The 21,039-nt window shown below is 42.3% G+C and carries 17 protein-coding genes; 8 read left to right on the top strand and 9 right to left on the bottom strand.

Features of this window, described 5'->3' with window-relative positions:
- Positions 1-140 precede the first annotated feature (140 nt).
- The 4 genes from ccoP to ccoN are packed head-to-tail and all read right to left on the bottom strand — an operon-like array spanning position 141 to position 3,585.
- Positions 141-1,277, bottom strand: coding sequence for a cytochrome-c oxidase, cbb3-type subunit III (ccoP, locus tag B2575_RS08755; RefSeq protein WP_296241358.1), 1,137 nt, complete (start codon positions 1,275-1,277; stop codon positions 141-143).
- Positions 1,274-1,456 carry a CcoQ/FixQ family Cbb3-type cytochrome c oxidase assembly chaperone gene (locus B2575_RS08760; RefSeq protein WP_010199605.1) on the bottom strand — a complete coding sequence of 61 codons (183 nt, stop codon included), beginning with the start codon at positions 1,454-1,456 and terminating at the stop codon, positions 1,274-1,276. Before B2575_RS08760 ends, ccoP begins: the two co-directional genes overlap by 4 nt.
- Complete coding sequence (ccoO, locus tag B2575_RS08765; RefSeq protein ID WP_045445396.1) at positions 1,456-2,094, bottom strand: cytochrome-c oxidase, cbb3-type subunit II; 639 nt, start codon at positions 2,092-2,094, stop codon at positions 1,456-1,458. The genes B2575_RS08760 and ccoO overlap by 1 nt, the downstream gene beginning before the upstream one ends.
- Before the next feature lie 9 nt (positions 2,095-2,103).
- Entirely contained in the window at positions 2,104-3,585 is a 1,482-nt protein-coding gene (gene ccoN, locus B2575_RS08770) for a cytochrome-c oxidase, cbb3-type subunit I (RefSeq protein WP_045445398.1), read from the bottom strand.
- A gap of 861 nt (positions 3,586-4,446) precedes the next feature.
- Here ccoN and B2575_RS08775 point away from each other — a divergent pair.
- A complete protein-coding gene (locus tag B2575_RS08775; RefSeq protein WP_055123882.1) occupies positions 4,447-4,836 on the top strand; it encodes a hypothetical protein in 390 nt (129 codons plus the stop codon).
- A gap of 130 nt (positions 4,837-4,966) precedes the next feature.
- On the opposite strand, the gene B2575_RS08780 is transcribed toward B2575_RS08775, so the two are convergent.
- The gene (locus B2575_RS08780) at positions 4,967-5,941 is read right to left on the bottom strand and encodes a hypothetical protein (protein ID WP_296241365.1); all 975 of its coding nucleotides are present in this window, start codon (positions 5,939-5,941) and stop codon (positions 4,967-4,969) included.
- Positions 5,942-6,399: 458 nt separating this feature from the next.
- Here B2575_RS08780 and B2575_RS08785 point away from each other — a divergent pair, with 458 nt between their 5' ends.
- The 3 genes from B2575_RS08785 to B2575_RS08795 all read left to right on the top strand — a co-directional run bounded on the left by B2575_RS08785 (position 6,400) and on the right by B2575_RS08795 (position 9,120).
- Positions 6,400-7,635 (top strand): lipoprotein-releasing ABC transporter permease subunit, encoded by a 1,236-nt coding sequence (locus tag B2575_RS08785; protein ID WP_055123885.1) that lies wholly within the window; start codon positions 6,400-6,402, stop codon positions 7,633-7,635.
- Positions 7,636-7,790: 155 nt separating this feature from the next.
- Positions 7,791-8,471, top strand: a complete 681-nt coding sequence (gene lolD, locus B2575_RS08790; RefSeq protein ID WP_045451357.1) for a lipoprotein-releasing ABC transporter ATP-binding protein LolD — start codon at positions 7,791-7,793, stop codon at positions 8,469-8,471.
- A gap of 337 nt (positions 8,472-8,808) precedes the next feature.
- Positions 8,809-9,120 carry a hypothetical protein gene (locus tag B2575_RS08795; protein WP_227678083.1) on the top strand — a complete coding sequence of 104 codons (312 nt, stop codon included), beginning with the start codon at positions 8,809-8,811 and terminating at the stop codon, positions 9,118-9,120.
- 156 nt (positions 9,121-9,276) lie between these two features.
- On the opposite strand, the gene B2575_RS08800 is transcribed toward B2575_RS08795, so the two are convergent.
- Positions 9,277-9,852: a DUF2062 domain-containing protein gene (locus B2575_RS08800; protein WP_045445416.1), complete on the bottom strand. Its 576-nt coding sequence runs from the start codon at positions 9,850-9,852 to the stop codon at positions 9,277-9,279.
- Between the two features lie 323 nt (positions 9,853-10,175).
- On the opposite strand from B2575_RS08800, the gene B2575_RS08805 reads away from it, so the two are divergent.
- The 4 genes from B2575_RS08805 to B2575_RS08820 all read left to right on the top strand — a co-directional run bounded on the left by B2575_RS08805 (position 10,176) and on the right by B2575_RS08820 (position 16,328).
- Positions 10,176-13,175 carry a ComEC/Rec2 family competence protein gene (locus tag B2575_RS08805; protein WP_296241373.1) on the top strand — a complete coding sequence of 1,000 codons (3,000 nt, stop codon included), beginning with the start codon at positions 10,176-10,178 and terminating at the stop codon, positions 13,173-13,175.
- A gap of 206 nt (positions 13,176-13,381) precedes the next feature.
- On the top strand, positions 13,382-14,437 hold the full coding sequence (gene sppA / locus B2575_RS08810) for a signal peptide peptidase SppA (protein ID WP_296241375.1): 1,056 nt from the start codon (positions 13,382-13,384) through the stop codon (positions 14,435-14,437).
- A 135-nt stretch (positions 14,438-14,572) separates the two neighbouring features.
- Entirely contained in the window at positions 14,573-15,463 is an 891-nt protein-coding gene (locus B2575_RS08815; RefSeq protein ID WP_296241376.1) for an alpha/beta hydrolase, read from the top strand.
- Between the two features lie 76 nt (positions 15,464-15,539).
- Positions 15,540-16,328: a CPBP family intramembrane glutamic endopeptidase gene (locus tag B2575_RS08820; RefSeq protein ID WP_296241377.1), complete on the top strand. Its 789-nt coding sequence runs from the start codon at positions 15,540-15,542 to the stop codon at positions 16,326-16,328.
- Positions 16,329-16,393: 65 nt separating this feature from the next.
- Here the strand turns inward: B2575_RS08820 and dusA are convergent, their stop codons facing one another.
- The 3 genes from dusA to B2575_RS08835 all read right to left on the bottom strand — a co-directional run bounded on the left by dusA (position 16,394) and on the right by B2575_RS08835 (position 20,738).
- Positions 16,394-17,365: a tRNA dihydrouridine(20/20a) synthase DusA gene (dusA, locus tag B2575_RS08825; protein ID WP_296241378.1), complete on the bottom strand. Its 972-nt coding sequence runs from the start codon at positions 17,363-17,365 to the stop codon at positions 16,394-16,396.
- A 125-nt stretch (positions 17,366-17,490) separates the two neighbouring features.
- Positions 17,491-18,792, bottom strand: a complete 1,302-nt coding sequence (locus tag B2575_RS08830) for an MFS transporter (RefSeq protein WP_045451556.1) — start codon at positions 18,790-18,792, stop codon at positions 17,491-17,493.
- A gap of 305 nt (positions 18,793-19,097) precedes the next feature.
- The gene (locus tag B2575_RS08835) at positions 19,098-20,738 is read right to left on the bottom strand and encodes a phospholipase D family protein (protein WP_296241382.1); all 1,641 of its coding nucleotides are present in this window, start codon (positions 20,736-20,738) and stop codon (positions 19,098-19,100) included.
- Positions 20,739-21,039 lie beyond the last annotated feature (301 nt).

Raw genomic sequence — 21,039 nt, forward strand, 5'->3', positions numbered from 1 at the left:
CATTTGCTACTCAAATTTTGACAATGCGGTAGCAGTCGATAAATTCTCATCAAAGAATTTATAAAAAAAGGAGAACTGCAATAACAGTTCTCCTTTTATCAAATCTTATCCACTGATGCTATGACAACCATCTTTAAATATTAGTTAGCCGTCGTTTCTATAGTGGTTGCTATTTGAGTAGCGGTTGGTGCTTTAGCAGCAGGTTGAGGGGTTTTATCTGATAATGAGTAAACATAAGCTGCAAGTAGCATAATACGCTCATTACCCAGTTTGGTTTCCCACTCAGGCATCACACCAGCACGACCATAACGTAAGGTTTCGCGGATGGTCTCACGATCACCACCATATAACCAAATGTTATCTGTCAAGTTTGGCGCGCCAGTAGAAGTCATACCTTTGGCATCTGCACCATGACAAAGTACACAGTTAGTCGGCTCATTAAAGATGGCCTCACCTTGAGCGACTTGAGCTTTATCAAGCTCGTAACCAGGTTGGTTGCCAGATATTGATAGCACGTATTCAGATACCGCACGTACCCCATCTTCACCGATTTGATCACGCCATGCAGCCATACCACCAACTCGACCTTTATGTAGCGTGGTCAAAATGTTTGACGCTTCTCCGCCATATAACCAGTCATTGTCAGTTAGATTTGGATAGCCTATCGCACCTTTGGCGTTAGAGCCATGACAGACCGCACAGTTCTGTAAGAACAAACGACTACCAACTTTTAAAGCATTCCGGTTTTCTGAAAGCTTTTCTACATAAGGGGATAGTTCTGCAGTTTTCTTGTCAATTTGATCTTGCAGATCTGCTGGTGGTGTTTCACTGCGGCGCATCGTTGCCTGTAACTCAGCAAGTGCCGCTAAGGTCTGTGTCGCACCACTAGCATCCGCTTTTGCTAAAATATTTTTCTCAAAGTTATCCGTAAATACTTTGTTATTACTCTCAAGTTCGCTATATAGCTCGTTCTTAGAGGTCCACGGTACAATTTCGCCATCGACTTCTACAGTGGCAATACCTTCCCATTTTGATGGGAAAATACCTGGGAAAAATACCCAATAGGCAACACCCCAAGCAATAGAGCCAAAAAATATCACGAGCCACCATTTAGGCAATGGCTTGTCGTACTCTTTGATACCATCATAAGCGTGGCCTGTCGTACCGTCATCTTCTAGTTCTGGCTTGTACTTCAATACCATTAGTAAGACACCGAGGATAGCAGCCCAACACATGATACTTAGTATGGTAATCCAAGAACTCCAAAAAAATGTCATCGTTTATCCTTATTGCGCTGCTCTTCAGACAGAGATTTTATATCCTCGTCATCAAGCGCAAGTTGTGCATCTTCTTCGAAGCGTTTTTTGTTTTTTGGCGAATACGCCCACCATGCAACACCTACGAAGGCAACAAAGGCAGAAACGGTCGCAATTGTTTGTAATTCACCAATACCCATTAGCGCTGTCCTTCCATCGCGGTGCCCAGTTGCTGTAGATAAGCAACCAAAGCATCAAGTTCAGTGGCACCAAGTACAGCATCTGGTGCTCCTTCGATATCTTCTTCAGTGTAAGGTACACCAAAGCGATCACGGAATAGACGCATTTTAGTTTGAACGTTTTCACCATTCACTTCGTTGGTAGCAAGCCACGGGAAACCAGGCATTACTGATTCAGGTACTAGTGAACGTGGCGCAATTAAATGCTGCTTTTGCCAGTCTTCAGAATAACGACCGCCAACACGTGCCAGATCAGGTCCAGTACGTTTTGAACCCCATAAGAACGGGTGATCCCACGTAGATTCAGCAGCACGTGAGTAGGGCCCATAACGTTCAACTTCAGCACGTAGTGGACGAATCATCTGAGTATGACAAACGTGACAACCTTCACGAATATAGATGTCACGACCCTCAAATTCTAGTGCAGTCCATGGCTCCATGGAGGGCAGGGGAGCATTCACCCCACCTTCTTCAGGACCCTTGTTGTCATATATCAATGGTACGATTTCAACTAGCGTTGCAAAGCTAATAGCAATAACGATACCGATAACCAACAAGCCTGTATTTTTTTCAATAATTTCATGCGGTGTACCAGACATGATCGCTCCTTATACGTTAGCTGCTGAAGGTTTATCAACACTAGGTTCATGATCAGTAGGATCTGCGATATCGACAGGCTTACCTTCTGGCATTTTAAGTGTTTTATAAACGTTATATGCCATCACAAACATACCCGATACATACAATAGGCCACCAAAAGCACGACCAATATATGGGAAATGTGAGAACTCAACTGTATCAACGAAGCTATATACTAACGTACCGTCTGGATTAGTAGCCAGCCACATCATGCCTTGGCCAATACCTGAAATCCACATTGATACGATATAGAAAATAGTACCCGCTGTCGCCAACCAAAAATGCGTGGTGATTAAGCTGATAGAATACATCTTAGGTTTGTTATAAATACGTGGTAACAGTACATATAGCGAACCAATGGTAATCATACCTACCCAACCAAGTGCACCTGAGTGTACGTGACCGACTGTCCAATCCGTATTATGCGATAACGCATTCACTGTCTTAATCGACATCATTGGGCCTTCGAACGTCGACATCGCATAGAACGACAATGCCACAATCATAAAGCGAATGATCGGATCGGTACGTAACTTATCCCAACTACCTGATAGTGTGAGCACACCGTTAATCATACCACCCCAAGATGGCGCAAACAGGATGATTGAGAATACCATTGCTAAAGACTGCGTCCAATCTGGAAGCGCTGAATAATGCAAATGGTGACCACCAGCCCACATATATGACGCAATAAGTGCCCAAAAGTGAACGATAGACAAACGGTAAGAATAAATAGGACGACCAATCTGTACTGGAACGAAGTAATACATCATTCCTAAGAAAGCTGCCGTTAGATAAAAACCTACCGCGTTATGTCCGTACCACCACTGCACCATCGCATCGGTCGCACCGCCAAATAACGAGTAAGACTTAAATGCGCTAACAGGAATCGCCATGCTGTTTACGATATGCAGTAATGCAATCGTAATAATAAAGGCTGCAAAGAACCAGTTAGCCACATAAATATGTGAGGTTTTACGTTTGATGAGCGTACCGAAGAAAACAATGGCATAAGAGATCCATACCAAGGCAATCAAAATATCGATTGGCCACTCAAGCTCAGCGTATTCCTTGGTCGATGTTAAACCTAAAGGTAGGGTAATAACCGCTGATACGATAACGGCTTGCCAACCCCAAAAGGTAAACCAAGCTAAATAAGGAGCAAATAACCTTGTCTTACAGGTACGCTGAACAATATAGTAAGACGTTGCGAACAGGGCAGAGCCACCGAACGCAAAAATGACCGCATTGGTATGTAGCGGTCTTAAACGACTAAATGTCAGCCATGGAATGTCAAAGTTAAGTGATGGCCATGCTAACTGTGAAGCAATGAACACACCAATACTCATGCCGACGATGCCCCATACCACGGCCATTATCGTAAAGAATCTTACGATAGTAATTTCGTACTCACGGTCAACTGGGGCGACTGCTGTGTTTTGTAAACTCATTGGATGATTCCTTTACAGCCCGAATTATCAACAGAATTAACTAACTCTCCGCGCTATCTGCATCATAAAAGTAATAGTCAGATAAAAATAGAATCGCGGCACATGCTGTTTTTTGTCTCGCTTATCACCATAATATTATTAACTATCAATCTAAGCTTTCGCTTTGTATCAGCTGGTATTGAGGCATAAAGGCGTTTTAAACGCACGACACTCACAGCTGGTCGATAGTAGGATTGTTAATAAATCATTAAGGTGAATAAGAAGATGCGCCGTTTTTGAGCATCAAACATCTAAAGAGGTGAAGTATTTATCTTAATTATTACCAAAAATGCTGTACTAATGAAGATAGATACCAATATCCATAGGGCCATAAAAATGTACTGACCATAGACGTATGCTAGCGGCGGCTGACAAAAAAACATGTTTGCGTAATGTTTAGTTAAAACTCCCGACTCTGTTTAAGGGTATTGTAACGCAATCCTAATCAAATATCATCAGAACTATGCGGCAAAATACAAACTCTTTGGTAAAAATCTTAGCAAGCAACTTATTATAGCTGTGCAATCTGTCTATTTTATACCCAATTTTATCACGATTCTAGAAATACATTTTGGTGATAGAGGGACAGTAATTACTACGCTTAGATATCATGACCAGCAGCATTTTTGTAACAATGGCCGCATAAGCACTCTAAATAAGTTTTACTTATCATCAAGTCGACCCTTATAATGAGGCTAAATATAAGTGATGATAGCAGTTTTTGTACTGCTATTATGAGCAACTATTTTATCACTTGATATCCAGTCAGGCGAGTGAGCCAAACAACGGTAGCCTGAAATAACACCAATTAAGGACAATAATATGGCAGTTTTTTTGACAGATGAGTGGTTTGAGCAAGTTGAGCAAATGGGTAATGAGGCAGGCGAGCTAAATTTGCCGCCAGCACTGGCGAATATGATCGTCAATCTAAAAGTATCTGACACTGAGCAAGACATTGAAGCAAACTTTGCAAACGGTTTATTGCATCGCGGCTTGAACGATGCAGCGACCACTACCTTGTTGCTTGACCGCAGTATCTTGCAATCAATCATCACTGATTTCGATACCAATGAAATTATGGGTGCCTTTATGGGTGGTAAAATTCGCGTTGAAGGCGATATGTCACAACTGATGGCAGTACAAACGGCACGCCCAAGTGCTGAACAAAAAGAGCTATATACTCGTATTAAATCAATGACGACCATGGCTTAATTTTATATTTTCAGGATTTTATCCCGACGATTGTAAAAAGACAAAAAGCCCCTAATGCTTATTAGGGGCTTTTTATTTGATGATACATTTAATGGTCATTCTTAAAAGTAGCGAATGACTCGTAAAGTAGTTAACTGGCTTTTGATTGCTGCGCCGCACTTTGCTGGTTTTCTTTATAGATGGCAGCTTGTAGCCAGACGTTCGCTTGTACGTAGTCATGCACTTTAATAGAAGCCGTCTCTGGCGTGTTGAGCGCGCCGATACGAATCACGAAAGGATCGGCATCTTGTTCGCGTAGTACCACGACATCAAACAGGATAATGGATTTATCATTAAACACTGTTTCTTGCTTACCGAGCACCTGACCTTGGCACCATGCTTCATCTTCTTGTCCCAAAGTATCACCAAATAGATAGGCACACATGTGACCTAAGTTGATCTCAACTGGCGCCATTTGCGCTTTGGTCTCTGGTTTCCATTCTTTGATTTGCTCTTGCAGATCATCGGGTATTTTTCCATCATTGGCGGCAACGATGTCGTTAAATGCACGGTGATAGCGGATCGCTTCTTGATCTTCGACCATGATGACTTCGTTTTGCTCACTTAGCTTAATCTCATGTGCCCAAGCGCTAAAGTTCACAAAGTAAGACGTGTCTCGCTGATATAAATGGCGATTGGTGGTGTAGAGCTGGTCAAAGGCGTAAATAATACTACCATCAGCGGTACGCAAGCGTAATACAGCATCGTGTGAATTGTCATTGGCAATGATACGCTCAATCTTACAATTGAGTCCATACGGGCTATCGACACAAGGATAAGCATTGATAAAGCATTCAGGCTTACCATTTTTCATGGCCAATACTTGATTGATATGACAAGGCTGGTTTTCAGACAGCAATAGGCAGCTGTCTTGAGCGCTGACATTGCTATTGAGACCTTTAGGCATGGCCGCCTTTTCGATCATTTTTTGTAGCCATTCTGGCACGTCATGACTCATGTCATCGGTCAGAATACTCCAATGATCGGCGTGACCTGCAGATTGTTCATCAGTCATGGTGATTTTGGTGGGAGATTGGACGTTTTTATATTGATAATTAATGGTCATGAAGATACTCAAAATTAGTCAGCGTGAGGTTTGGACCTGAAACGGCTATTGCTGGCTATCATAAGGCTCTATTTAACACGATAGATTTATGATAGTTGGCAACGTTGTCATCAGTAAAGGGTCAACAAACAACAATGAAATGAATGGTTAATGACAATTGTCCTTAGCATACAATATATAGGTATTGACGCAAGTAATAGCAAGCCCCTCATAAAAAATAGTAACAAAAGCCAGTTTTTTATTAAAAAATACGCCCAGTTTTTGCTAATGACTGGCACATATCAGCCAAATTGTGTCAAACTAGCTCCCTTTTGACGGCTGTCTTTGGCTCGTCTGAAACCCTGTTTTTGTGTTCGATTTATATGTGACTATGGCAAGTGCAGGTGTGAGATGCATTTGCTGTTGCTCGTTGTATAGTATATATAAAGTCGCACGTAGATAAGATAAAGAGTTTGAATATGTTTCGTCCTTTAGCGTTGTTTATCGGCTTACGATACACCCGAGCAGAGCGTAGTAATGGTTTTATCTCCTTTATCTCGCTGATCTCGATGATTGGTTTGACTCTTGGGGTTGCCGTATTGATCACGGTGCTATCAGTCATGAATGGTTTTGATCGGGAGTTAAAAACCCGTATTTTGGGTATGGTTCCGCAAGCAACGGTCGTTTCCACCGAGATTATCAGTGATTGGAAGCAATTGGCTGATAAAATTAAAGAAGATCCTGAAGTGGCAGCTGTAGCGCCTTTTATTCAACTGCAAGGGATGTTGACGTCAAACGGTCAGGTTGCAGGGATTATGGTCACTGGTGTCGATCCTGAATACGAAAAAGATGTCTCTATTATCAATGAACATATGGTTCAAGGCAGTATTGATACTTTACAAAGTGGTGAGTTCAATATTGTACTGGGTGAAGAGATGGTACAGTCTCTAGGGCTGCAACTGGGTGATAAAGTGACGCTAGTGCTACCAGAGGCATCGCCTTCACCAGCTGGCGTGATACCACGATTCAAGCGCTTTACCTTGACCGGTATTTTTACCATCAGTCCAGAAGTGGATAGCCTCATGGCATTTATCCCGATGGGTGATGCGGCAAAACTGTTGCGTCTGCCAGATGGCGCGCAGGGTGTGCGTATGAAGCTTAATGACATCTTTACCGCGCCGATGGCAGCAGAAAAAGCCGCCGCTATTGCTCCTCAGCAATTGTATCCTAATGATTGGACACAAACGCATGGCAACCTATTTGGTGCGATTCAAATGGAAAAAGCCATGGTCGGCTTGCTGCTATTTTTAATTATCTTAGTAGCAGCTTTTAATATTGTCTCCAGCCTAGTGATGCTCGTTACCGACAAAAAAGCGGATATTGCGATTCTAAAAACTTTTGGTGCGTCTCCTCGTTTGATTACCCAAGTGTTTATGGTGCAAGGTGTGGTGATCGGTGTGATTGGTACGATTGCTGGTACGATACTGGGCGTGATATTTGCGCTTACAGTGAGTGATATTTTAGGCTTTATTAATCAAGTCTTTAATTTGAACTTGTTTGATGCGTATTTTGTTAATTATTTGCCATCAGAGTTGCGTGTACTAGATGTAGTATTGATTACAGGTGCGTCTTTCGTACTGAGCTTTTTGGCAACTATTTATCCAGCACGCCGAGCGGCTAAGATTCAGCCAGCACAGACGTTGCGTTATGAATAAATGATTTTATATGCCGCTTAAGTTTTTATATACAGTTTAAGTTATCACCAATGCTTGTTAGTTAAAATTAATTTTAATGCAAGTTTAGGCTGATAAATTGTTTGTAGCGCTGAATACAGCATCAATACCAGTATAAATAGAATAAAGGAAAAGCCATGTCTGCCATTTTAGAGGCGAAAAATATCAACAAGATATATGATGAAGGGGCGGTTAGTACGCAAGTATTGACTGGCTTGGATTTGACCGTCCATGCTGGCGAGCGCATCGCCATCGTTGGCACCAGTGGTTCAGGCAAGAGCACTTTGCTACACTTGCTTGGTGGTCTTGATACGCCAACCAGCGGCGAGGTCTGGCTACATGGTCAATTGTTAAATAGCATGAATGAAACTGAGCGCGGTGCCATGCGTAACAAGCATCTGGGATTTATTTATCAGTTTCATCACTTATTAGCCGAATTTACTGCCATTGAAAACGTTGCGATGCCGTTATTGATGCGACCAGAGGTCTCAACGACTTCAGCAAGAGAGCAAGCAATTGCGATACTAGAAAGTGTCGGACTTGAGCACCGTCTGGCGCATAGACCTGGTGAGCTATCGGGCGGCGAGCGTCAGCGTGTGGCTATTGCCCGTGCTTTGGTTACGAAGCCATCGCTCATTTTGGCAGATGAGCCAACTGGTAATTTGGACTATGACAATGCGCAAAGCGTGTTTGGATTATTATCAGAGCTGCAAAATACCATGCAGACCGCACTATTAATGGTGACACATGATCGCAATCTCGCGGCGTTGGCAGATCGTCAGTTATTGCTACGTAATGGTCATTGGGAGCAGTATTAACTGTTTTTTAACACTGCATTTTTTAACGTTTTATTTTTAATAGCGTAAATGGTTATGGTTGCTAACTAGTAGGGTGTGTCCTGATTTAAGTCAATTGATATCTACATGGGCTAAACTTTATCAAACGTCGTTGAAATGAACTGCTGATTAATATTTACTATGATCTGTGTTATTTCTCTTGTTTAACGGCAATTTGTCTTGCTTTTATCATCATTATTATTAAATGAGGATATACCCTAGAACGATAATATTATGTTCAACAGACACGAAGTTTTTAATAAATATAAACGCAAAATGGGGCTGCAAAATGCCACCAATTTATTAAAGAAGGACTATTATGATGGATAGAGATGACGACCCAATCGCTGCTTTTGGCAGTGCCGAAGAAGGCAATGAACCTTTAACACCCTATATGGATGTGACGTTATTCGAAACAATTGATAAACAGGCACAAATAGATTTATTAACACCCGTTTTTGATGCCATTACTTTGGCTGGCGTTGATTATGATCTAAAAGCTCAAGACAGTGCAACGGGCAAACGTTATACATTGCTTAAAGATGAAAAAGTGGTTGAAGTTTTCGTGATGGACACTAGCCTTACGGACAACATCCTCGCTGCCATAGAAAAGAATAAAGAAGCAGAGTGATGGGTATCAGCAAAGAAAATGGCTTTTGTTTTTAGGTCATAGCATAGAATAATCGAGGGTAGATGGTGACCTAGATTGCTATCGTTAGCGAATGGTTAGCAGTAAAAGGTGGTTCGCTACGTTAAGGTTACCATGACTTGATAACAGCAGCATATATTAGATTTTAGGCGGTTTATCAGAAGGTTCTTGCTGACGTTTTTGCCAGCTCACGACGGTTTTATAGCGCCAAACAGCCTTAAATGCCAGTCCACAAACGATGCTGGTCACAATCGCTAAGATCGTCAAGCCTATGCAAAAAGCAGCAATCGATACCGTGCCGCGATAGGTAATAAATGGATTTGCACCATCTGACAGTGCCCATAAGCTAAAATCAGCAATCATCCTGCCGATAAGCCGCAGACTAATCATCGGTACGTCAAGGATTTTGGCACCGATATAATAGCCTGCATAAAAGATCGGCAAGCTCGTGAGTGGATTGGTAATCCAAGTCAAACCGAGTGCCATGGGAACATTGGCACGGAAAATTAATGAGCCAACTAGAGCCAGTAGCATTTGCCCTGGCAATGGGAAAAATGCACTAAGCACCCCGATATAGACCGCTTTATTTAAGCTATGTCGATTAAAGTGCCATAATCGTGGATCAGCCAAATGCGGTGCGAACAGTTTTAAGGTGCGACTTTCTAAGATTTTCTCTGGCGTAGGAAGCAGGTCTTTCAGACGTTTTTGGGGCACAGGATCGCCTTTTGTAATCGTTAGCTACAGTCCGCTCAATCGCATTGATGGTCTGCTATAAAGTAATACTATTCATAAAGTGTACAGCTGAGAATATATAGGATAATGATATCAGATTATCATCATCGCAATATGTCAGTCAGTATAGGGTAATAGTTATATAAATGCTATTGCATGACGTATCAGTTGTTGTTGCTGGTTTAAGTATCAATCTGTGTTTTGGTGTTCCGATACATTTTCGTCATATTAAGTGGCTATTTATCATAATAAATGGCTTTATTTAGGCAAAAACTAATATTCACCTCATCAAGCAAGGAGCGCTGGTGTACTGGTTGATTGGTAGCTTGATTATTATCGCCATGATGGGCGTTTTGGCAGTCGCAGATAGTATGGCGATACCCACTAGCTCATCGTTAATGGATATATTGAATACTCCTATCTTATCTTTGTCGCTCATTATTTTTGCTATTATCCTGATTGTTATTGCCCAGTTTAATGTACCTTCTGCAAAACCCAGCCATTTATCGCAACATACTGCTGGTCTCTCTTCACGTAATCCTTCATATAATACTTCACATAAATCTAAACTCTTCTTTCGTATTTTGACTCATGTTTTAGTTGCTGTATTGGCACTTGGATTAATCATTGGCAGTGCGCTGCAAGCCCTGATTGGCCATCAACAAGCAGAATTAACAGAAATCACTGAGCCAATGCGTGTACAAGCATTAGTCACTATCGAAGGGATAAGTGACAGCGTTTATGACGTCGCCACAGACAGTGGCTATCGACAAGTTGCTGTCATTAGTGATATATCACCCTTGGTGTCGGCGTTGGCGGTTGAAGATTTAGATGCTATGACCAGTAACTTTCTAATAGATGAAAATAATAGCCTAAGCAATAATAACCTATATAAAAATAACTCAAATAACAGTAAGGATGTCACGTATCGTGTATTGCTCAATGGTTATCCAAAAAGTCCATCAAAACAATCATCCAAGAAAAATTTGGACAATAATCCGTTTGACCGCTTAAATTATTTACAACCTGGGGATCAGCTGTTTATGAGTTTAGCCTTTGCACCACTGGCGACCTCTGAGCAAGCGTTGAGCAATCCATCTGGTTTTGACAGTTATCGCTGGCTACGAGGTCGTCATATTGATGGAGTTGCTAATATATTGACCGTTGGCACCTCAAATTTCACCAATACTGAGGTATCAAAGCAAGCATTTGCCTCTTCTTCATATCTGCAGCGTTTTCAGACTTATATCAACCAAGGACGTTGGCAATTACGCCAGCATTTTTATCAAGATTGGTCGACACAGACCACAGCAGCGCAACAGGCAAAAGCGGTCACTTTAAGTTTGCTCACAGGTGATCGCAGTTTAATCAATCGCGATACCAAGGATTTGTATCAACTGGCTGGTATTTCACATTTGCTGGCTATCTCTGGCACTCATGTATTGTTTTTAGCGATTATGCTGGCAGGTGCGGCGGTGTTGCTTTTTGATCGGTTATGGCCAAAGGTTTATCGTTATGTACCGCGTTGGCAAGTGCGCTGGTGGGTGATGATCGCTGCTGCTTTTATTTATGCGTTATTTACTGGTTTTGATGTACCTGCTGCTCGTACCGCATGGATGTTATTCGCGATAGGTTTGGTACGTTTAACATTATTGCCGGTTAGTACGATGCGGGTGTTGTTTGCCTTGGCAGTGTTGATGGCATGGCTTGATCCCTACGTATTATGGCAGGCAGGGTACTGGCTATCTTTTATCGCAGTGGCATTACTCCTTAAATATGATGATGCCTCATATACGCAATCAGCTGTCATATCAGAAACGGCATCTGCTCATAGTGCCAGTATAGTAGAGACTGCGTTCAAGCGTGTTTGGATAATAGGCAAACGTGTATTCAAATTACAGTTTTGGCTATTTATTACTTTATTACCTATTACATTGCTATTATTTGGCAAGGCGTCGCTGTGGGGTCTTGTCATCAATCTGTTTGCTATCGGTTTATTTGGTTGGGTGATTGTGCCGCTTAATCTGTTAGCAGGGCTTTGCTATCTTTTATCACCTGCTATTGCTGATAGTATTTGGCGGCTCGTTAGCGCCATTGTCGCGAAATTGCATGAACTGATAACGTGGTTAACTTCATTACCTGCATTGTCAGAAGCGTGGCTTTATACTCCTGTGAATGTCGCCATATTGCTGATGGTACTATTAAGTATGTTGCCATGGCTACTACCACGAGGATTTATCAGTCGTTGGCTGGCACTGCCGCCGCTAACCTTATTAATGATGACGGTATATGCCAATCAGCAATCACTAACGACGATACCGACCTTGTATATCTTACCAACGGGTGATCCCTATATAAGCGCTGCTTTGTTGCAGTATCCTGTTGTCAATAATGAGCAGTCATCCACAACAAATACGCATAAGACAAACATCAGCTGGCTATTTTTATCTGACCACAGACCCAATGCCGCACGAACGATGCCAAGTAATCTAAAGGCGAATAAGCTGTCGATGACATTGGCGCAGCAGCTGGGTAGCTTGTCAGTTGATACACTAGAAGGTATAGTCGTGCAGAGTAGTAGTGCTGGATTGACGGAGACGCTTACTACTGATAAGACGTATTTAGCTTCTAATGCTTTTGCTTCTACTAATGCTAATGCTTCTGCGCTGTTGCCTTTGACGGTTTTTCAGCTTAATCAGCGTTTACCTATTAGTCAGTATTGGCAAGCAGGACGCTCGGATCGTTGGTCTGCATTTCAGCAAGCCTATAAAGTCACTAGCCAATCCAAGGACATGACGAATATTAGTGTGCAACGCTGTGAACAAGGCAAAACGTGGCAGTTGGGCAATGGTGACTTGTCCATACAAGCATTGACAGGGTGGAGCAACATAGACAGTCCGAGTGTTTGGGATTGTACGGTGGCTATAGATGCCAGCTTGCCCATAAGGGTATTAAAGTATAATGCGGCTGATCCACTCAAATCAATACCTGCTACTGTGCAGACACTCACATCAAGTAGCCAGCCATCGACTCATCAAGCCAATACGCTTCAGGCACGTCTGATATTAAATGCAGATACTCATCAGCGCATTTGGCAAATGTGGACATTGTTATGTCCAGTTGAACCACCTGAGCAACCACGCACTTTTCGTAATGTGACATGGCTAGGACATAGCACATCACAGATAACTGCTGAGGTGATAAGTCGTCAAACCATCAATGAAATGATCACTTATGATGGCAAAATGCCAGAAGCAACGTTGTCTCTCAATCCGGCAGTAGATACTACCAATACGACGCCATAAAAATATTGCTTATCTAATCAATGTTACAATATAGTGATATTTCCCAGTTATACTATTGAACCATGATTGAAATACCACCATACTTAGCAGCCTATGAATATAGATGACTGTGACCGTATTTGGAGTGACAAGCAGCTCCTTATTACTGACTGTATTTCTATCTTCTCTTTTTATTGCTTTAGACTGTTTCTGACTTAGGAAGTTATATGCCCAACTGGCCACCAGACCCTAACAAACGTCCTGACAATTCGGCAAATCAGCCAGTACCGATGTCGCCGCCAAGCCAGCCGAGTGGACAAGAATGGCGATTGCTTGAAAACACTTTATTGGCTAGTGTGGTAGAGCAACGCCGCGCCCGTCGCTGGAGTATCTTTTTTAAACTATTGACCTTTGGTTATATTTTACTGATATTTCTGACGCTTGGTCGTAGTTGCAGCAGCAGCGCGCCAACGGGTCTAGATGGTGTCGACACGAGCAAGCCGCATTTAGCCGTGGTTGAGCTACAAGGTGTCATTAGTAGTGGCGATGTGGCCAACGCTTATGATGTCAATGAGGCATTGACCCGTGCTTTTGAAAATAGCAATTCAAAGGCGGTAGCCTTGGATATCAATTCACCTGGTGGCTCACCAGTACAGTCTGATGAGATTTGGCAGACTATGATGGATTTGCGTAAAGAATATCCAGACAAAAAACTCTATGCTGTGATTGGTGATATGGGTGCTTCTGGCGCGTATTATATTGCTTCTGCGGCGGATGAGATTTATGTGAACCCGTCAAGTTTAGTTGGCTCTATTGGCGTGATTATGCCAAGCTATAACATCAAAGGTTTGATGGATAAAGTTGGCGTAGAAGATCGTACGATTACTGCTGGTGAATACAAAGACATCTTAAGTTTGTCGCGTCCGCTAACGCCTTATGAAGAACAACATGTGGAAAAAGTCTTGGACAATACCCATAAGCATTTTATTAATGCAGTCAAAGAAGGTCGCGGCGATCGCCTCAAAAATCCTGAACAAAATAAGCTGTTCTCAGGATTATTCTGGACAGGCGAGCAGTCTATTGAGCTTGGCTTAGCCGATAAGAAAGGCAGCATTGCTACTTTAGAAAAACAATTAAAGCTGGATAATGTTATCAATTATAGCCCAACAGATCCGTTCCAGTTATTCATGGACCGCTTTGCTGTTAAATTGGGTGCGGGCATTGGCTCTAGTGTCAGCCTTGATGTTTTACCGCAAGAAGAAGGCAATGCGCAGATGCGTTAAGCGTTTTATGTTTGAGATTTACTGTGTATGATTGTTGAGGCTGAGCGTATGATTATGCTCAGCCTCAATTGTATATGAGATTCAATGATTATAAAAAACACCCTAAATAGCGACTTAAATCGAAGAGAGCTTGTCATGAGTGATGAAATTAATTTGCCAATTTTTACTGCTTTACCTGTCTCTACACTAACCAACAAACCTGTCCTGCATTTTGCTCATGCTAATGGGATGCCAAGTGCGGTTTATCAACCATTTTTTGAGAAGTTAGCAGAATTTTTTACCATTGAATATATTGCCATGTTAGGTGCAACGCCTGATTATCCAGTCGATGACCATTGGCGTAGCCTTACACAGCAGATTATTGATAGTGTCAAAAATACCTGTGAGAAGCATGGCGTGACGCAAGTAGTGGCAGTGGGCCATTCGCTGGGTGCGATGTGTACCTTGCAGGCATTGTATCGTGCGCCGCAGTACTTTGCCCAGGCGGTGCTCATGGATCCACCTTGGATTTATGGCAAGGTGAGTTTGCTATGGCATTTGGCAAAGACGGCGGATAGATTGCCGATGATGAATAACCGCCTGATGGATAAATTGTCACCAGCTGGCGTGTCTAAGCATCGCCGTGATGTCTGGGCGAGCCGCGCAGATGCGTATGATAAGATGCGGCACAAAGGTTTTTTCAAAAACTTTGATGAACGCAGTTTTCAAGGCTATATCGAGCATGGGCTACACGAACGTGCGGATGGCAAAGTGACATTGGCGATTCCGAAAGCCAGTGAGGTCGCTGTCTTTCGCACCAATCCATCTTGGTATTGGCTGGCACCAAATCATGGACCAAAGCCGCCTGTTACTTTGATTATCGGTCAAGACAGTATCTTTTTAAAACGCCGATTTCCGCAACAAATAAAGTCGCGTTTGAATATTCCTTATGAGACCCATGCCGGTGGTCATATGTTCCCACTTGAGTATCCAGAGTCGGTCTCTCAGCAAGTATTATCATTGATTGAGCAGCAATTACCAACATAATCGCTGATGACTATTTCTGCTCATTATTGCTTATGTTAATGCGAGCTGACAAAATATCCGTTTGAGTAATGACTTTATGCTAAAAAATGCTACTGGTTCGCACAATCTTAATACACCGCCTAAGCGCACGCCGCTATTTTCACGATTGGGTGTCTTTCTACTGACTGTTGGTATGCTGATGGCATTTTTTATCAGTCAGCTGCTAGGCGTGTATATCGCTGGCAAGCTAGTATTACCGGCTTCTAAAAATTCAACCATGGCTGATATCTTCTTTTTTGGTAGTAACGATGGCACCGTGGTCAGCCTCTCTATTATCATAGGCTGCGTGCTATTGATTGCTATTAGTCTTTTGGTGATCCGTGTAAGAGGCGGCGATAGTCGGCAGTATTTAGCGCTAAAGCCGTTCTCATTTGCGGTGGGTATGGGATTGCTTGGGCTGCTATTGATATTTATGATTGGCAGTCAGGCATTGACTTATTTACTTGATAAATCGCCATTGCTCTTCGTCGACCCTTTATATCAGTCTGTCAGCTCAGTATGGCTATTGATATTTGCAATGGTCATTGTCGCGCCAATCTATGAAGAGCTGATATTTCGTGGTCTATTATGGTCAGCGATCGCAGAGCAATTTACCTCGTCAACTTATTCAAAGCATCGAGGGGCGATCGTAGCAAGTGTCGTGACCAGCTTGATATTTGCGGTGATCCATGTGCAGTATGGTATTTATGAAATCAGCACCATTGTGGTACTGGCATTGATATTTTGCTACGCGCGTATCAAGTCAGGCTCGCTGTTACTGCCGATATTATTGCATATTGTGAATAATGGGGCGGCGATGTGGCAATATATTGCGCAAATCGCTTAAATAAACAATGGCTATTTCGGCGTTATTATTACACTTTTATGCTATCGTCATAATAATGAATTTTCTTAAGCATCAGGATTTAGTAGTAACACCTCATCCGCTGCCCGTTTGATATCGTCGATTGTTAGCTGAGGTTTACCACTTAATGCCTGTCGCCATTTGCGCGCACCCGTCAGTCCTTGAAACAACCCTAAATAATGTCTTGTCATCGTTGGCAGTGCTTCACCATTAGCAATCTGCGCCTGCATATACGGATACAGCTGCGCTAGAATATCTGAGCGCTTAGGTGCTGGTTCGTTCCATAAGCTATTGGTTTCTGCTAATAGGTAAGGGTTGTGATAAAACGCGCGACCAATCATCACGCCATCCACATGCTGCAAATGTGCTTCGATGTCTTTAACGGTATCGATGCCGCCATTAATTTCGATATCAAGCTGTGGAAAGTCTTGTTTGAGACGATAGACATCCTCATAACGTAGCGGTGGTATCTCGCGATTTTGCTTGGGGCTAAGCCCTTGTAGCCATGCAGTACGTGCATGGACAATAAAGCGTGTACAACCCGCTGCTGCCACTTTTTCTACAAAATCCACCATAAACTCATAACTGTCAAAATCATCGATACCAATACGATGCTTCACGGTTACTGGGATATCGACCGCCGCTTGCATGTGCTTGACCAAATCGGCAACCGTGTGCGGCTCTGCCATGAGGCAAGCACCAATCTTATTATGCTGTACGCGATCAGAGGGACAACCAACATTGATATTGACCTCATTATAACCGTGCTGCTGCGCAAATTCAGCACATTGCGTCATCTCGCTAATATCTGCGCCGCCCAGCTGTAGTACAAGCGGATGCTCAAGCGTATCAAAGCGCAGATGCCGTGCTCGATTGCCATGTATCAGCGCGCCCGTACTGATCATCTCGGTGTATAAATAAACATGCGGATTAAAAAGCCGAGCAAAATAACGATAATCCGTCGTTGTCCAATCAATCATGGGCGCAACGGAAAGACGTTTGTTGGTCATATCAACCATGGTTTTGAGCCTTAATATTTTAATATTGGTGTCTTAAATAAATGAACAAGGTGCAATGTATGAGACATACGATTGCACCTTAATTTTTAATTTCAATCGTTATGCAGACAATAGGCAGCTACTAGCTAAATAATGTGGTCGATTTTTTTAAATTCAGGCAAATTATAAAAGTAAATACCCATTATTATGCCGATAAAACCGATAAATGCAATGTAGAGCGCTGGTGAGAAACTCACATACAGAGTGGCATAACCCAGTCCAAAAGGCACAAGCACTCCAACAATACCGTAGGCGATATTATAACAAAAGGCCATTCCTGTTAGTCTTACATTGGTCGGAAATAACTGTACGAGGATGGCAGGTATCATCCCAACGATGCCAGCACAAAAGCCTAAAAGCGCATACATAATGAGGATGTAGTCACCGCTGGCTTGCAGATGGTAGAAAAAGGCAAACATCTGAGCGATCAAAAGAATAGAGCCAACCGTCAGAATCTTACCGAAGTTTTGGTGGTTGGATATTATCCCATAAAAAATACAACCAAAAACCATGAACACAATACCCAGACTGTGTGAGAATCCAAATAAATCGCTGTCTAAGGTAAAACGTAATTCAATCAAATCGGGTAGCAATAGCACAACAACGGTCGTGATGCTAGAAACAATAAGCGTGAGAACCATGCCGATAAATAGCGAATGTTTGCAATGCTTAAAGAGTAAATTGAAGGGTTTGGCAACATAATCGCTTGGTTTTGAGTTTTTCATTTCCAGAAAAAAGGGTGACTCATCTATCCATCGCCACGCCAGTAATGGCAATAAACTCAGAATAGCCGCGATGAAAAATGGCAAGCGCCAGCCGTAATTAGCCAATTGCTCAGTCGTCATAGAATTGGTTAACCAAAGAAAAAAGGCATTAGAAAACAGCACGCCTACATAAAAACTGGCGGTGACATAGCTACAAGATACTGACGAATATTGGCGCGGTACATGCTCTGCCACAAAAACCCAAGCGAGTGGCACATAAAGACCAAATGCCATGCCTTGTATCAGCCTCAAGACTATAAATAAGGTTGGTGCAATCAACCCCCATTGCCCATAGGTCGGTAAGCATGCCATCGCCAACAAGCTGACCGCCGTCACTAATATACTGATCAATAGTATGGGTTTTCGGCCTTTGATATCACCATAACGACCAAAGATAATACCGCCAAGTGGGCGTGCCAAATAGCCAATTGCAAATAGACCAAGCCCTTGCACCTTTGTAATAGCTGGGTCGATATTAGCAGGGAAAAAAGCGGTCGCCATGATATCTGCTAGATATAAATAAATCAAAAAATCAAAAAACGCGACTGCGCTGCTAAAGCAGATAAACAGTACGGTGTTTCTGTCTTTAGAAGACATCATTGCATATTGAGAACGAGAAGGCATAATAGGTCGCGCATCCACATATAATAGTATTCGTTAAGCCGATTATTATCTGGATAACCGGCTATAATAAAAAACGACAAATCAATATGAAAAATAATGATTTGCCGAAAAAATAAAGACGTTTGAGCTAAAAGTTATTGAGCAATAAGCATCGGAGTTAAGAGCACTTGAATGAATAGTGCTTAAATGAAAAGCACTCCAACTAAAAAGTATTCAAACTAAAAAAAATTGGGTCAAAGAATCACTCAATAGCGCTGTTATTATGTAAATATGACCAAGTTTTAGAGTGTTTTTGATGATGGCAGCTATAGCAACCAATCAATAGGTAACCATGACATGATAGTCAGCCAGACATGATCGCTGATATCGACACGTGGCTCTGAATCGTAAACTACTTTTTTATCGTCTTCCATAGTATGCCACTGTAGCTTACCATTATCTGATAGTTTGACTTCATAAGCTTGGTTTAGCAGGTCATCGCTCAGCGCACCATGCAATTGTTTTGCCAGCTCATCATCATTGATGATCACACCCATTTCTGTATTGATATTGGCAGAGCGAGGGTCGACATTATAGGAGCCAATGAATACTTGATAGTCATCAACGGCAAACGTTTTTGCATGTAAACTGGTTGAGGATTGGCTACGAGCTTTCCAAAGCTTGTTTTCGCGTTTTTCCTCAGAGGCGGTGGATTTTAGCTCGTAGATTTTGACACCGGCGCGCAGCAAGTTAGGTCGCCATTGACTATAGCCAGAATGCACAGCAGTCACGTCGGTCGCATCAAATGAATTGGTCAAAATCTTAATCTCGATACCAGCTTCAGCCAATTGCACTAAAGTATTGACACCATCTTTGGTGGGTACAAAGTAAGAGGAAATGATGGTTAGCTTTTTGGTTGGGCTGCCTAATAAGGTACGCAATTGATGCACCAAATTGGTATCCGCTGGTACCGTTTTGGTCAGCTTGCCCACATCATCACTCAAAAACTGCATATCTGTCCAGCGAAAAGGCACGCGTTTATTGACCAAGTCACTGTCTATCGTTGACTCTTCTAGCGCTTCTTTATATACCGTCAAATGATTGTCGCTACCTTTTTCATCCTGACCGAGCTTGTCCAGTGCCGCTAGGAAATCAGGCGCTGTACTGTTGGCAGGCTTCACTAAAGTTTCGATGTCAAATGACAAAGGCGACGACCAATAGCTTGAAAAACTGTTGTCAATATCTGCGACGACTTTACCGATGAGTAAAACATCCAAATCCGCAAATTGACTATTTTGGTCATTGCTTAAATATTCATTGCCAATATTACGTCCCCCAATGATAGTAATCTGCTTATCAAAAGTCATGCTTTTATTATGCATGCGGCGATTGATACGTGGCAGACCTGTGACGTAATTTAATGTTTGAAACTTACGATGCATCAGCGGATTGATGATTCGTACCGCAATGTTCGGGTGACTGGAAAAACGTAATAAATGCTGATCGAAGGTGGCATCATTATTAAAATCATCTAATAATAAGCGTACAATGATGCCGCGTTCAGCCGCTTCCCACAGATCTTTCAATAGTAGCTGACCAGCTTGGTCATTATGCCAAATATAATACTGCGCATCGATATTACGTGTGGACATGTCCGTTAATATACTGCGAGAAGCAAAAGCATTGGCACCAGTTACAATGGGGTGATAGCCGGATAAATCTGGGTGAATATCATTCTGTTCACTAATCGATGCTACCAAATCAACGTCATTGGTTGCTACTGTGTCACTTTGTCCAGTTTCTTGATTGTCTTCTTGTTGATATAAGTCATGTACTCGTGCTGATAATGCTTGGCTCTCAGGTAAGTGCGGCTGTTTTGGCAAAACCTGACATCCACTAAGACCTAAGGTTAGTCCGAGTGTTAGACTCAACGATAAGTTGCTTGGTTCTATACTGAACATCGACATAAATGAATTACCTTAGTGAGCCTTACATAAAGAAGTATTTGTTAGAAAGTAAGCGTGAGGGCATGTCCTCAGTTTTAGCCCATTAAAAAGACTATCAATTGAATGAAGGACATGCGCTAGTGCATCGTTTATTTTACCGATGATAGCACTGATTACGAAGCGTATAACAATATCGCCCAAGGCAAAAATTAAATCGCCGCTAAGCTTATCAGCTGTCGTCATCTATGCCTATTATAAATACGTTATTTTTGTTAGATTCAGCGACTTATTCAGTCATTATTTACTTATCGTCTCTCTTTCA

Source organism: Psychrobacter sp. UBA6739, assembly GCF_002453835.1.
GTDB classification, from domain to species: domain Bacteria; phylum Pseudomonadota; class Gammaproteobacteria; order Pseudomonadales; family Moraxellaceae; genus Psychrobacter; species Psychrobacter immobilis_A.